The 13,376-nt window shown below is 69.4% G+C and carries 8 protein-coding genes; 7 read left to right on the forward strand and 1 reads right to left on the reverse strand.

All coding sequences use genetic code 11. The annotated features are described in order from the left end of the window. The first annotated feature begins 53 nt into the window (after window positions 1-53). The 6 genes from L0C60_RS07505 to L0C60_RS07530 are packed head-to-tail and all read left to right on the forward strand — an operon-like array spanning window position 54 to window position 12,251. Window positions 54-8,060, forward strand: a complete 8,007-nt coding sequence (locus L0C60_RS07505) for a translocation/assembly module TamB domain-containing protein (RefSeq protein ID WP_243092639.1) — start codon at window positions 54-56, stop codon at window positions 8,058-8,060. A gap of 12 nt (window positions 8,061-8,072) precedes the next feature. Beyond that, window positions 8,073-9,104 (forward strand): L-threonine 3-dehydrogenase, encoded by a 1,032-nt coding sequence (tdh, locus tag L0C60_RS07510; RefSeq protein WP_243092640.1) that lies wholly within the window; start codon window positions 8,073-8,075, stop codon window positions 9,102-9,104. 39 nt (window positions 9,105-9,143) lie between these two features. Beyond that, complete coding sequence (locus L0C60_RS07515; protein ID WP_234505648.1) at window positions 9,144-10,202, forward strand: PQQ-dependent sugar dehydrogenase; 1,059 nt, start codon at window positions 9,144-9,146, stop codon at window positions 10,200-10,202. Window positions 10,203-10,211: 9 nt separating this feature from the next. Further along, on the forward strand, window positions 10,212-11,204 hold the full coding sequence (gene mtnA, locus L0C60_RS07520) for an S-methyl-5-thioribose-1-phosphate isomerase (protein ID WP_243092641.1): 993 nt from the start codon (window positions 10,212-10,214) through the stop codon (window positions 11,202-11,204). Then, on the forward strand, window positions 11,185-11,799 hold the full coding sequence (locus L0C60_RS07525) for a ComF family protein (protein WP_234505653.1): 615 nt from the start codon (window positions 11,185-11,187) through the stop codon (window positions 11,797-11,799). The genes mtnA and L0C60_RS07525 overlap by 20 nt, the downstream gene beginning before the upstream one ends. Before the next feature lie 53 nt (window positions 11,800-11,852). Beyond that, window positions 11,853-12,251 carry a DUF4258 domain-containing protein gene (locus tag L0C60_RS07530; RefSeq protein WP_039456264.1) on the forward strand — a complete coding sequence of 133 codons (399 nt, stop codon included), beginning with the start codon at window positions 11,853-11,855 and terminating at the stop codon, window positions 12,249-12,251. 27 nt (window positions 12,252-12,278) lie between these two features. Here the strand turns inward: L0C60_RS07530 and L0C60_RS07535 are convergent, their stop codons facing one another. Then, the gene (locus tag L0C60_RS07535; protein ID WP_234505657.1) at window positions 12,279-12,770 is read right to left on the reverse strand and encodes an OmpH family outer membrane protein; all 492 of its coding nucleotides are present in this window, start codon (window positions 12,768-12,770) and stop codon (window positions 12,279-12,281) included. A 99-nt stretch (window positions 12,771-12,869) separates the two neighbouring features. On the opposite strand from L0C60_RS07535, the gene L0C60_RS07540 reads away from it, so the two are divergent. Then, window positions 12,870-13,307, forward strand: coding sequence for a hypothetical protein (locus tag L0C60_RS07540; protein WP_234505660.1), 438 nt, complete (start codon window positions 12,870-12,872; stop codon window positions 13,305-13,307). The last annotated feature ends 69 nt before the right edge of the window (window positions 13,308-13,376 follow it).

Genomic DNA, 13,376 nt, shown 5'->3' on the forward strand with positions numbered 1-13,376 from the left:
ATTTTACGGGGCCTGCCATGCCGCTTTCATCTCCCTTCCCTATGCTTAAGGAGATGCGGCGGGGGCTTCTCCTCCTTCTCCTGGGGTTTCTCTCCCTCTTGGCCCTCCTCGCCTGGCCCCCCCTCCTCAAGGGGGCGGTGGAGCGGGGCCTGGCCCTGGGGGGCTTCCAGGGGGAGGTGGGGGGGGTGCGGGGGCACCTCCTCCTGGGCCTCACCCTGTGGGGGGTGAGGCTTCAGGGGGAGGGGCTTTCTCTGGAGGCGGAGGAGGTGGGCCTCCGCTACGACCTCCTGGGGCTCTTGCGCCGGGAGCTTCCCCTAAGCCTCCGCCTCCAGGGGGCCCGCCTAAAGCCCACCTGGGAGACTCTCATCCCCGAGCAGCCGGGCCCGCCGCCGGCCCTCAAGGTGGTCCTCCGAAGCCTCGTCCTGGAGGACGCCGAGGTGGAGTTCCCCCAAGGAAAAAGGCTTTTCCTTCCCCCCTTGCGCCTCACCCTCACGGGGGAAAACCCCTACCGCTTCCTGGCGAGGCTTCCCGGGGGGAGCTTCCAGGGGGAGGCGAGGGCCCTTGCCCCGGACCTTTCCGCCTGGGAGGTGCGCTTTGGGGGCGAGGTTTCGGGGCTTTCCTTCTTCTACCCGGGGCTTAAGGGGGGGAGGCTTTCGGGGCTTTTCCGGCTTGGCCCTAGGGGCATGGCGGGGGAGGCCCAGGTGGAGGGCGGGGTGGTGGAGCTCGTGGGCTTCACCCTCACCCGGGTGGCAGGCCCCATCCATCTCCGGGAGGACCAGGTGGAGGCGCGCCTTAGGGGGGTGGGCCTCGAGGGGCCCTTGGAGGCGGAAGCGGAAGTGGACCTGAAGGGGGAGCGCTACCGCTTCCGGCTGGAGGGTAGGCCCAAGCTTCCTGCCTTGGCGCGGCACTTTGGTCTTTCCCTGCCCGTGGAAGGGGAGGGGCGCTTGCGCCTCGAGGGGGAGGGCTGGGCGGAGCTCAAGCTCACGGGCGGCTTCCAGGGGGAAGGGCGGTTCTTGGGGGAGCCCTTCCGCCACTGGGGGCGGCTTGGGTTTGACCGGCTTTTCTCCCTGGAGGTGGAGGCGGAGGGGCGGCTTTTTGACCGCACCTACCGCCTGGGCTTCGCCCTTGAGGGGAACAGGTACCGGGCCACCTACGCCGATGCCCTGGGGAGCCGGCTTGCCCTTGCGGGGGAGGGGGGGCGGCTGCGGGGGGGTGGGGTGGCGGCCTGGCCGAGGCCCCTAGAGGGAAGGGCGGAGGTGGCCTTCGCCCTGGAGGGGAGCCGCTACCGGGTGGGGGTGCGAAGCCCAGGGGTGGCGCTTCCCCTCTTCGCTCCCCTGGACCTCTCCGGGGAGGTGCGGGGGGAGGGGGCGAGGGTTTCCGGGCGGCTTGGGCCTTTGGCCCTTTCGGGAACCTGGGACGACCTTTTCCTGGCCCTCGCCCCTACCCCTTTGGCGGTGGGGGGCATCGAGGGGGAAGGCCGCCTCCAGCGGGGCCGGCTTTCCGCCACCCTCCGCTACGCCTCCCCCTACGCCGCCTTTCCCCTTGGGGTGGCGCAGGAGGCCTCGGGCTTCCGCTTCTTTAGCCCCTACGGGGAAGGGGCGTACCGGAAGGGGGTTTTCTCCTTGCGCCTATGGGGTCTTCCCGTGCGGGCCCTGGACGAGGTGCGGCTTTGGGGGGAGGCGGCGTACCGGGAGGGGGCCCTTTCCGGGAGGCTTCGGGCGGAGGGGCGCTACCTGGAGGCCGCCGCCACCCTTCGCCGTCTGGGGGCGGAGCTTTCGGGAAGGCTTAAGACGCCCCTCGGGGAGCTTCCCTTCGCCGGGGCTTACGACCCCGGGCCGGGCCTTAGGCTCAGGGCCGGGGGGCTCACCCTGGCCTACAAGGAGGCCCTGAGCCTCGAGGGGGAGGCCGCCTTGGGGCCCTTGGCCCTGCGGGCGGACCTGGCCTACCAGGGGGGCTTTAGGGGCTACGCCGAGGTACGGGCCTACGGGGTGGAGGGGAGGCTTCTTGGGGAGGGGAAGCGGCTTGCCCTGCGCCTTAGGGGGTACGTGGAGGGGGAAGGGGAGGTCTACCCTGGCCTTCACGTTGCGGGCAGGCTCCTTCCACCCTTGCCCGAGGGGCTTCGCCTTCCGCCCCTTCCCTTCACCCTGGACCGGGAGGCCTTCCGGGTGGCGGGGGTGGGGGAGGTGGGGCTTCGGGGCCGGTACCCCTTCCGCCTGGACCTCCCCTTCCTTTACCGGGGCGTGGAGGGGCGGCTTTGGGCCCAGGGGGACCTCGAGGGGGGCAGGGTGCGCCTCGTTACCCCCTACGGGGAGGTGGCGGGGGAAGGCCCCTGGAAAGGGCTCCGCCTCCAGGGCCAGGGGGAGGTGCCCTTCCTGGGGGAGGGGAGGCTTTCGGGGAGGGTGGACCTCCTGGCCCTCGCCTACCGGGGGGAGACCTTCTTCCCCAAGGGAGGGCTTACCTTAAGCCTCTCGGGGCGGGGGGCGGATTTCCGGCTTTGGGGGAGGGGCCCGGGGCTTAGGGTCCAGGGGGAGGGGCTTCGCCTCCTCCTCCAGGCGGAAGGCTTGGACCTTTCCCCTTGGGGCCTCCCCCTGAAGGCCACGGGGACCTGGGGAAGCCGGGGGGGAAGGCTTCGCCTGGAAAGCCCCTACGGGGAGGCCCTTCTCCAAGGGGAAGAGATGCTTCGGGCCCGGGTGCGCTTCCTCGGGCCCTACCTGGAGGGAGAGGGGGAGGTTTCCCCCGAAGGCTACCGCCTCGCCCTGGCGGCCCGCTACCGCCAGGGCGGGGTGGAGGTCTTGGGGAAGGCCTCGGGGGAGGGTCCTTGGGAGGCCTTGGCCCTGGAGGTTTCCGGGGAGGCCCGGCTCCCCTACCTGGACCCCTTGCCCTTCCGGGGGCGGGTGTGGCGGGAAGGGCTCTTGCGCTACGCCCTGGAGGGCCCCGTGCGCCTTGAGGGGGAGGGGCTTTCCTACCGGGGAAGCTTCGCTCTTCCCTTCCGGGCCCTGGGCCGGGAGGGGGAGGTGGCGGGGCAGTTCCAGGGGGAGGGGCTTTCCTTGGCCTGGGAGGGGGAGGGGCGGTTTGGGGGGCTTCCCTTCGCCTTCCAGGGCGGGTACGGGAAGGCCTTTGCCCTTGCCTTGCGCTACGCCGGGGGGGAGGTGGCCCTGGAGGGGGACGAGGTGCGCTTCCGCCTGGAGGAGGTGGCTCCCTTGGCGGGGGCCTTGGGGGTGGCCTTGAGCGGGCGGGCGGAAGGGGCGGTGGGCCTGGACGGGCGGGGCGAGGCGGAGGCGGCCCTTTCCTACGGGGGGGAGCCCCTGGCCCTGGCCTACCGGGGGGGGGAGGTTCGCCTTTGGCTTCCCAAGCGGGAGCTAGGCCTCGGTTGGCGGCCTAGGGAGGGAGAGCTGAGGGGCCTTGGGGCCTTGGCGGGCGGGGGGAGGCTGGACCTAAAAGGGGTGGAGGCGGCCTTCCGCTACCCGGGCCTCGTCCTAAGCCTCTCGGGGCCCTTTGGGGCCTTAAGGGTGCAGGGGGTTTACCGGGAGGAGGCCTTGGGGGAGACGGCCTTAGAGGCCACCCTGGACCTTTTGGGGCTTAAGGGGGAAGGGGTTTTGCGCCACGCCTCTCCCTACGCCCAAGGGGAGGTGGCCCTCACCTGGGAGGGCGCCCGCTACCGGGGGGAGGGGCGGCTTAAGAGCCTCCAGTACCTGGTCCAGGAGGGCCCTTTCTGGCTTTCGGGGGAAGGGGGGAGGGTGGAGGCCCTTTGGCAAGCCCCCTTGGCCCTGGAGGCGGCCTATGACGGGGGGCTTGCCTTCTCCTTGCGGGGAAAGGGCGAGGTCATGGGCTTTGCCTTGGAGGCGGATCTGGCCTATGGGGAGGCGGGGTACCAGGGGGCGCTCTTTGCAAGGGGCCAGGGGCTAAGGCTCACCGCCAAAGGGGAGGGCCCCTTGCGCTTCCTCGTGGAGGGGGAAGGGCTTCCGGGAAGCCTCCTGGCCCAGGGGGAGCTAAGGGGCCTAGCCCTTTCCGGGAAGGCCACGTACGCCCTCGAGGCGGGCAAGGCCAAGCTTCGGGCCGAGGCGGGCTTTTGGGGGGAGTTGCCCCGTTTCTCCCTGGAGGGGGAAGGGGCCTTGCAGGGGGAAGGGGCGAGCCTTCCCTTCCGCTTCGCCCAGGAGGGGTTTTCCCTGGCGGGACTTCGCCTGGTTTCGGAGGCGCCCGACTTACGGCTTCGCCTAGAAGAGGAGAGGCTTTCCCTCTGGGCCGACCTGGACCTCACCCCCTTTGGCCTTCCCGCCCGGCTCGAGGCCAAGGGGGAGGGCCCCTGGCAAGGGCCTTTGGCCTTCCGCCTGGAAAGGCCGGAGGGGGCGGTGGCGGGGCGGGCCTGGCTTTCCCCCTTGCGGGCGGAGTTCCAGGGGGAGGCTTACGGGGAGCGCTTTGAGGGGGCGTATGGAGCGGAGGGGCTTTCCCTCCGCTTCCAGGGGCCAAAGGTGGTGGGGGAGGCCCGGTACGGGAAGGCGCTTTCGGGGCTTCTCCAGGCCCGTTACCCCCTTTCCGACGGGGCCCTTTTGGCCGAGGTGGACCTAAAGGCGGGGCGGTTTGCCCTAAAGGGCGAGGGGGCTTTGGGGGGAGAAGGGGAGGGTACCTTCTGCCTGCCCAGGCCCTTGGGGGCGTGCCCGGGCCTCGAGGCCGCCCTCGCCCTGGACCTGGCCTACCGGGGGTTCGCCTTCCGGGGGGCCTACCGCTACCGGGCGGAGGAGGGCTACCTGGGGGCCTGGTCCGGGGAAGGGGTGGCGGAAAGCCCCTACGGCGGGGCGCGCTTCCTGGGGCGGGAAGGGGGCTTTGACCTGGTGGGGGAGGGGCTTCCCCTAAGGGGGAGGCTAGACCTCTTCCCCTTCCGCCTGGCCTACCGCTACGAGGGGCCCCTGCCCAGGGGGCTTGGGGAGCTTTGGGCCGAGGGGACCTACCCCGGGAAGTGGCTTGTGGGGCGGTACGCCTACGGGGAGGTGGGCCTAGGCCTGGAGGGGCTACCCGGCTTCAGGGTGGCCCTTTCCGGGAGGGGGGTGGAGGGGGAGGTGGGGCCAGAGGGGGTAGCCCTTGCCCTTTCCGGCTTCGCCTACGGGCCCTTGCGCCTTTCGGGGGAGGTGAAGGGCCCCTGGCGGCGGGTGGCCCTAAGCCTCCGCCTCGCCGCCTTTGGCCGGGAGGCGCGGGCGGAAGGGGAGTACGGGGAAGGGGCCTTGCGCCTCGCCCTGAAGGGGGACCTGGAGGGGGAGGTGGCTTGGGACGGGGCCTGGCGGGGGGAGGTGGCTTTCCGGGAAGGGCGGCTTTCCCTGGAAGGGGAAGGGCTTCCCCGGCTACGGGGGGTGGTCCTGGGGGAGGAGGTGGCCTTCGCCTGGCCCAGGCTCGCCCTTGGGGCCTTGCGCCTGGACCTCCTGGCCCGGGAGGCCTCGGGGGAGGCGCTTTTCTTAGAGGGCCTCCTCCCGGGAGGCCTCGAGGCCCGGGGGGAAGGGGAAGGGGTCCGGCTCGCCTACCGGGTGCCGGGGCTCGGCCTGCCCCTGGAGGGGCGGCTGGACCTGAGGGCCCTTTCCCTCGCCCTCACGAGCCCGGAAGGGGAAGGGGCTTTGGTCTACCAGGGGGGGCGGGTTGCGGGGAGCCTGGGCCTGAACCTCCGGGGCTTCGCCCTGCGGCTTGGGGGGGAGGGGGAGAAGGTGTCCGTGGCGGGGGAGCACCCCGCATGGGCCTGGTGGGCGGCGGGGGCGGGGCGCCTGGAGGGGGAGGTGGGCCTGGACGGGGCCTACCGCCTGGACTACCGAGCCGGGGAGGAGAGGGTGAGCCTGGAGGGGCGCCTCCTCACCGCCCGCCTCACCGCCCAGGGGCCCTACCTGGAGGGAAGCCTCGCCTACCCGCCGGAAGGGGAGCTCAGGGTGGACCTCCCCCTTCCCCCCTTGGAAAGCCGCTTCCAGGGCCGGGTGTACGGGGAGGGGTACGGGGTGGAGGGGGTGTTGGCGGGGGGCGTGGGCCGTGTGGAGGCCAAGGGGACCCTTCTCCCCTTGGCCTTGGACCTCACCCTGAAGGAGGCCGCCCTGGAGGACTTCGTGGGCCGGTACGCCCCTTACCTGAAGGGGCGGGTTTCGGGCGGCCTCGCCCTGAGGGGGGGCAAGGCGGAAGGGGCGGTGTCCGGCGAGGTGGCGGTGGCGGGGAAGCGGCTTTCCCTAAGCCTTAAGGGGCGCCTCCAAGGGACGGGCTTCGCCGGGGAAGGGCGCCTGGGGGAAACCCCCTTCCGGGTGGCCTTGGAGGGCGGGAGGCTGGACCTTAGGGCAAGCCCCCGGGGCTTCCCCCTCCACCTCCTCCTCGCTGCGGTGGCGGGGCCTTTGGAGGGGGAGGCCTACTGGACGGGGGCGGTGCGCCTGCGCCTTCCCCTCGCCGACCCCTGGCGGGGGGAGGGGGTCTTGGTGGGGGAAAGCCTGGTCTTCCGGGGCGGGGGGGATGAGCTTAAGGGCCAGGCGGCTTTCCGCCTCGAGGGGGGAAGGGTCTGGGTGGACGCCCTCCGCCTGGCGGGCCGGGGCGTCTGGGAGGGCGGGGGGTACTGGAGCCCAGAGGGAAGCGACCTTTACCTGAACCTGAAGGACACGGTCTTCACCCCGGTCCTGCAGGTGGTGCCCGCCTTGAAGCCCTACCGGCCCGAGGGCTCGGGAAGCCTCGCCTTGCGGCTCCAAGGGGATAGCTTCCAGGCGGGGTTCCAGGACTTCCGCTTCCGCCTTGGCCCGGTGGCGGGGTACCTGCCCCAAGGGCTCCTTTCCCTGAACGGGGGGGCTAAGGCGGAAGGGGAACTCACCCTAACGGCCCCCTTCCCCGGGCGGGCCAGGCTTGGCCTCGAGGGCCAGTTGGAGGACTTCCGGGTGAGCGCCAAGGGGGAGGTTTCCCTTCCGGGCCTCAAAGAGGCCACCCCGGCAGAGGTGGTCTTTCGCTACCCCACAGGCCTGGTGGAGGTTCGCCTAGGAGGGCTAGAGGCCCAGGGAACCCTCTTTCCCTTGCGGTTTGCGGGCTATGGCCGATTGAACTTGAGCTATCCTCGTCTCTACCTGCAGGAAGGGCTTTTGGACGTGAAGAGCTTTTTTCTATACCAAGAACGAGGAAACTACCACTTGACGGCCAACGCCGAAGTGGTGCGCGCTCGCTTGGCCTTTGCATCGGATGCCGAAAACGAGCCCAAAGAGCCCCAGAAAACGGTGCCTTCTGAGCCTCTACCCCTGGTGTTTGAGAATGTGCGTCTTTATGCCGAGAGGGGGGTTCTGATCCAAGAAAGCTTGGTCCAAGGTGAGGTGGGTGGGGAGCTGTACTTGGGCGGGTCTTACCAGGACCCATACCTTTCCGGGGAAGCCCACCCGCTAAGGGGAAGTTTTCGCCTGTGGGACGTTCTTTTCAACGTGGTGCCTGAGGGTAGCACGATCCGGTTTAGCCCTAGCCGCGGCATCCTACCCGAGTTCACCCTTCAGGCCACGGGCGAGGCGCGCGGCTATACCCTGCACCTCCAAGCGGAGGGCAGTTTTTTCCGCGAGAATGGCCGGGTCAAGCTCCGTTTGGACCCCAAGTTGACCACGGAACCGGAGTTGACCGAGTTAGAGGCGTACTCGCTCCTGATCCTGGGCACCAAGGATCTTGGCCAGGTTTTGGATGCCTTGCCCCAAGCCGTTTTAAGTGCTGCGTTGGAAAGTTTGTTGGTGGGCCAGTTGGAGCGGGAACTTGCACGGGTCTTGGGGGTAGACCAGTTTCAGATCCGTGCGCCCCTTTTCCAAGGAGGGGAGCTTGAGGACACCCGCTTTTCCGTGGGCAAATACGTGACGCCCAACCTGTTTTTGGGGTACGAGGTGGACCTCCGGGGAACGCAAAGCCTGTTTGCCCAATACCGGCAGGACAGGTTGACCTTTTCCTTGAGTTCGCAGTTCCCGGTGGGGGAGGGCACTTACCAAACCGTGGCCCTCCAGATAGGGTATGAGCTGACGCCTTCCTTGGGCCTTTCTCTGGGGATGGAAAGCGGGGAAAGCGTACGCTTTAGTGTGGGCGCCCTTTACCGGTGGTAGCATGGCCCCGGTATGCGCGCTTTGGCCAAGCTGACCCCCGAGGAGGGCCTAACCCTGGTGGAACGCCCCGTGCCCGAGCCGGGGCCTGGGGAGATCCTGGTGCGGGTGGAGGCGGCGAGCATCTGCGGCACCGACCTCCACATCTGGAAGTGGGACGCCTGGTCCCGGGGCAGGGTCCGCCCTCCCCTCATCACCGGGCACGAGTTCAGCGGGGTGGTGGAGCGGGTGGGTCCCGGGGTCAAGCGCCCCCAGGTGGGGGACCACGTGAGCGTGGAAAGCCACATCGTCTGCCACGCCTGCCCCGCCTGCCGCACGGGCAACTACCACGTCTGCCTGAACACAGAGATCCTGGGGGTGGACCGGGACGGGGGGTTCGCCGAGTACGTGGTGGTGCCGGCGGAAAACGCCTGGGTCAACCCCAAAGACCTCCCCTTTGCGGTGGGGGCCATCCTGGAGCCTTTCGGCAACGCCGTGCACACGGTGTACGCCGGGAGCGGGGTTTCGGGCAAGAGCGTCCTCATCACCGGGGCTGGCCCCATCGGCCTCATGGCGGCCATGGTGGCCCGGGCGAGCGGGGCGGGGCCCATTTTGGTCTCCGACCCCAACCCCTACCGCCTGGCCTTCGCCAAGCCCTACGCCGACCGGCTCATCAACCCCTTGGAGGAGGACCTCTTGGTGGTGGTCCGGCAGGTGACGGTAAGCGGGGTGGAGGTCCTCTTGGAGTTTTCCGGCAACGAAAGCGCCATCCACCAGGGCCTAAAGGCCCTCATCCCGGGGGGCGAGGCCCGGATCCTCGGCATCCCCTCCGACCCCATCCGCTTTGACCTGGCGGGGGAGCTCGTCATGCGGGGGATTACCGCCTACGGCATCGCCGGCAGGCGGCTTTGGCAGACCTGGATGCAGGGGACAGCCTTGGTCTACTCGGGCCGGGTGGACCTCACCCCCCTCATCACCCACCGCCTGCCCCTGAGCCGCTACCGGGAGGCCTTCCAGCTTTTGGCCTCGGGCCAAGGGGTGAAGGTAATCTTGGACCCGAAGGCGTAGTCCTTCCTAGGGTAGCCTCTTCCCGAAAGGGGGAAGAGGATGACGAGGAGGCGTTTCCTAGCGGCCCTTGCCGCCTTGGCCCTGGCCCGGGGGCAGGGTCTTCGGGTGGAGGTGGTGGCGGAGGGGTTGGAGGTCCCCTGGGCCCTCGCCTTTTTGCCCGGAGGGGGGTTCCTGGTCTCCGAGCGGCCGGGGCGAATCCGGCTGGTGCGGGGAGGGAGGGTGGGCCTGTACGCCGAGCTTCCCGTGTACCACCGGGGGGAGTCGGGGCTTTTGGGCCTCGCCCTCCACCCCCGCTTTCCCCAGGCGCCCTACGTCTACGCCTACCGCACGGTGGAGGAGGGAGGGCTTCGCAACCAGGTGGTGCGCCTCCGGCACGAGGGGGATAGGGGGGTTTTGGATCGGGTCATCTTGGACGGCATCCCCGCCCGTTCCCACGGCCTCCACTCGGGCGGGCGCATCGCCTTCGGCCCCGATGGGATGCTCTACGTGACCACCGGGGAGGTGTACGAGCGGGAGATGGCCCAGGACCTGGCCTCCTTGGGGGGCAAGATCCTGCGGATCACCCCGGAGGGCGAGCCCGCCCCGGGGAACCCCTTTTGGGGGAGGCGGGGGGCCCGGCCCGAGATCTATAGCCTGGGCCACCGCAATCCCCAGGGCCTCGCCTGGCACCCGGAAACGGGGGAGCTCTTCTCCAGCGAGCACGGCCCGAGCGGGGAGCAAGGCTTCGGCCACGACGAGGTGAACCTCATCCTCCCCGGGGGCAACTACGGCTGGCCCAGGGGGGTGGGCCGCCTGGGAGACGCCCGCTACCAGGACCCCCTCCACTTCTTCCCCCAGGGCTTCCCCCCGGGAAACCTGGCCTTTTGGCGGGGGGCGCTCTATTTGGCGGGGCTTCGGGGGGAGGCCCTTTTGCGCCTCGCCCTTGCGGGGGGCAAGGGGGCTTGGCGGGTGGCGGGGGTGGAAACGGCCCTTTCCGGCTTCGGCCGCCTGCGGGAGGTGCAGGTGGGGCCCGATGGGGCCCTTTACGTCACCACCTCCAACCGGGACGGCCGGGGCCGGGTGCGCCCGGGGGACGACAAGGTCCTCCGCCTCCTTTAGGCTTAGGGCGTGGAGCGTCTTTTGCCTTTCCGTTTTGACGAGGGGGAAGGGGTCTTCTGGCTTTTGGACCAGAGGCGGCTTCCCCTCGAGGAGGTCTGGGTGCCCGTGCGCACCGCAAGGGAGATGGCGGAGGCCATCCGGGCCATGGTGGTGCGGGGAGCCCCCGCCATCGGGGTTTCGGCGGCCTTCGGCATGGTCCTCGCCCACCTTCGGGGGGAAGACCCAAAGGAGGCGGACGCCCTCCTCCGCCAAAGCCGCCCCACGGCGGTGAACCTCTTCCACGCCCTGGACCGCCTGCGGCCCCACTGGGGGGACCTGGAGGGGAGCCTAAGGGAGGCCAAGGCCCTCTGGCGGGAGGTGGAGGAGACGGAGAGGGCCATTGGCCAGCACGGGGCCAAGGTCCTAAGGGGCCAGGTCCTCACCCACTGCAACACGGGGCCCCTGGCCACCGGGGGGTACGGCACGGCCCTGGGGGCGATCCTCGAGGCCCACCGCCAGGGGCGGGTCAGCCACGTGTGGGTGGACGAAACCAGGCCCTACCTGCAAGGGGCCCGGCTCACCGCCTTTGAGCTCATGAAGGCCGGGGTTCCCGCCACCCTCATCGCCGACAACATGGCGGGCTTCCTCATGCAACGGGGCTTGGTGGACGCTGTCATCGTGGGGGTGGACCGCATGGCCTTAAACGGGGACTTCGCCAACAAGATCGGCACCTACACCCTGGCGGTGCTGGCCCACCACCACGGGATCCCCTTCTACGCCGCCCTGCCCCTTTCCTCCGTGGACCCCACCCTGGCGAGCGGGGAGGGCATCCCCATTGAGGAGCGCTCCCCGGAGGAGGTGTTGGCGCTCAAGGGGGTGCGCCTCGCCCCCGAGGGCTTTCCCGCCTACCACCCCGCCTTTGACATCACCCCCCACCGCTACCTCACGGGGATCGTCACGGAAAAGGGCGTGCTCTACCCGCCCTTTGACGAGGCCCTTCGCCATGCCCTGGGCCTTTCTTGAAGCCCTTTTGGGCCACACCTGCCCGGGTTGCGGCGGCAGGCTGGACGAGCCTCTCCTCTGCGCCGCCTGCCGGGAGGGGCTTCGGGCCTGGGTCCAGGGGGAGAGCGTCTACCTGGGGCTCTACGGCCGGGTGGGGGGGCTCGCCCGAGCCCTGAAGTACGGGGGCCGGTCTGGCCTAGCCCCCCTCCTTGCCCGCCCCTTGGCGGAAGGCATCCTGGCCCAGGGCTGGGCGCTTTCGGGGGTGACGGCGGTGCCCACCCTCCTGACCCGGCTTCTCCGGAAGGGGTATAACCCGCCCGAGCTTTTGGCCAGGGAACTCGCCCGCCTCCTCCGCCTTCCCTACCGGCGGGTCCTCGCGCGGGTGCGCTACGCCCCGGGCCAGCCCACCCGGGGGCGGGGAAGGACCCAGCTGCCCCCAGGCCTCTTCGCGCCCAGGGTTCGGGTGGAGGGGGCCTGGCTTTTGGTGGACGACGTCCTCACGAGCGGGGCCACTTTCCTCCGGGCCAAGGAGGCCCTTTTCCAGGCGGGGGCGGAGAGGGTCTACGGGGCCTTCCTGGCGGTGCGGGACCCAGCGGCCTTGGGGCCCTACCGGTAAGGGCCACACTTTTTTGGACCGAAAGCCCTAGACTGGGGAGAAAGGGGGTGGACGTGAAGAAGCTTCGCCGCCTTCCGGACCTCCTCCCCCACCTTAGGGAAGGGCGCTACCGCTTGGGTCCCCACGTGGCCAAGCACATGCTCCAGGAGGGGTTCACCGAGCTGGACATCCTCAGGGCCCTGGAATGGGGCAGGGAGCTTTGCATCTACCCCGAGGACCAGCGGATGCTGGTTTTGGGCTACATGGTCTTCCCGCCCCGCCTGCGCCTTCCCTTGCACGTGGTTCTGGAGTACGCCAAGCCGCGGCACGTGGACATCGTCACCGCCTTTATCCCGAAGGAGCCCTACCGGGTGTACTCCAGGAAACGCCTCGCCGCCATCCTCCGCTTTGATGGGGCCTTGGAGGAGGTGCGCTGGAGCCTGCCCAAAGAGGCTTACCCCGCCTGGGAGTAGGCCCAGGCGGGGCAAGGGGCCTAGGCTTTAGCGCTTGAGTTCCCGGATCACCGCCTGGGTGAGGTCCGTGTCCTCGTCGGCGTAGACCACCAGGCCAGACTGGGCCGCCACCTGCCGGCTCATGACCACGGCGAAGCCCTGGGCCTTGGCCACCTTGGCGATGGCGGCGTCCACGTCCTCGAGGATGGGCTTCAGGACCTGGTTCTGCCGGTCCTGCCACTTCTTAAGGGTGTCCTGGTAGGTCTTGAGGAGGGCGTCGTAGTCCTGGCGCTCCTTGGCCGAGGCCTGCCCGGAGCGCACCTTCTGGTCCAGGGGCTTGAGCTTCTCCTCGAGGGGGGAAAGCTCCTTCTTGGCCTGGGACTGCACGTCCTGGACCTTCTTGTAGTCGGGATGGGCCTGGACCAGGGCGTCTGCGTCCACGAAGCCGATGCGGGTGGCCACGTTCTTGTTCTGGGCCAGCATGGGGGTAAGGAGGGCGCCGAGGGCCAGGAAAAGGGCCGTTAGGGGAAGCCGTTTCATGGGGTAAAGCCTATCTCCTTCCGGTTAGGCCAAGGTGAGAGAAGGCTCCCTTTCCCCTTGAGGGGGTGGGGGGTAGGATACTCCTTGGAGGTGAGAGGTATGCGCAAAGCTTTAGGGTTGGTGCTATTGCTGGTGTTGGGTTCCTTGGCCTTTGCCCAGCGGGCGGTTTCCTTCCGGCTCTCCTTGCCCCCTGCGGGGCTCGGGTTCGGCCTCGAGGCCCCCTTGGAGCGGAACCTGGCCTTCCGGGGCTTCGTGGACCTCTTTCCTGGCGGGCCGACTTTCCTGGTGGGCGGCGAGCTCCTTTTTAAGCCGGATCTGGGCGAGTTGGACCGGGACCTCCGGGGGATTAGGCCCTACTTTGGTGGGGGCCTTGCCGGGCGGTTCGCCCAGAATAGCGACCTTGGCCTTCACCTTTCCTTGGGGGTTGAGTTGCTGCTAGACCCCAGGACAGGCATTTTCCTGGACGGGGAGTACTTTTACCCCTTCGGAGGTGGCAGCAGCCATAGCCGTGCGGTGCTTGGGGCGACCCTGAGGTAAAGCCACACGCTATTCTCCCCGCCTAATGGGCGGGGACATTTTTCCTTTGACCCTAGGCTAATCTGGAGA

The sequence above is a fragment of the Thermus hydrothermalis genome (assembly GCF_022760925.1).
Classification (GTDB): domain Bacteria; phylum Deinococcota; class Deinococci; order Deinococcales; family Thermaceae; genus Thermus; species Thermus hydrothermalis.

What these genes read in the sequence shown, in the direction of transcription:
- L0C60_RS07540 (WP_234505660.1), top strand. Translation starts at nt 12,870, where the DNA reads ATGCGCAAAGCTTTAGGGTTGGTGCTATTGCTGGTGTTGGGTTCCTTG.
- tdh (WP_243092640.1), top strand. Translation starts at nt 8,073, where the DNA reads ATGCGCGCTTTGGCCAAGCTGACCCCCGAGGAGGGCCTAACCCTGGTG.
- L0C60_RS07525 (WP_234505653.1), top strand. Translation starts at nt 11,185, where the DNA reads ATGCCCTGGGCCTTTCTTGAAGCCCTTTTGGGCCACACCTGCCCGGGT.
- L0C60_RS07535 (WP_234505657.1), bottom strand. Translation starts at nt 12,770, where the DNA reads ATGAAACGGCTTCCCCTAACGGCCCTTTTCCTGGCCCTCGGCGCCCTC.
- L0C60_RS07515 (WP_234505648.1), top strand. Translation starts at nt 9,144, where the DNA reads ATGACGAGGAGGCGTTTCCTAGCGGCCCTTGCCGCCTTGGCCCTGGCC.
- L0C60_RS07505 (WP_243092639.1), top strand. Translation starts at nt 54, where the DNA reads ATGCGGCGGGGGCTTCTCCTCCTTCTCCTGGGGTTTCTCTCCCTCTTG.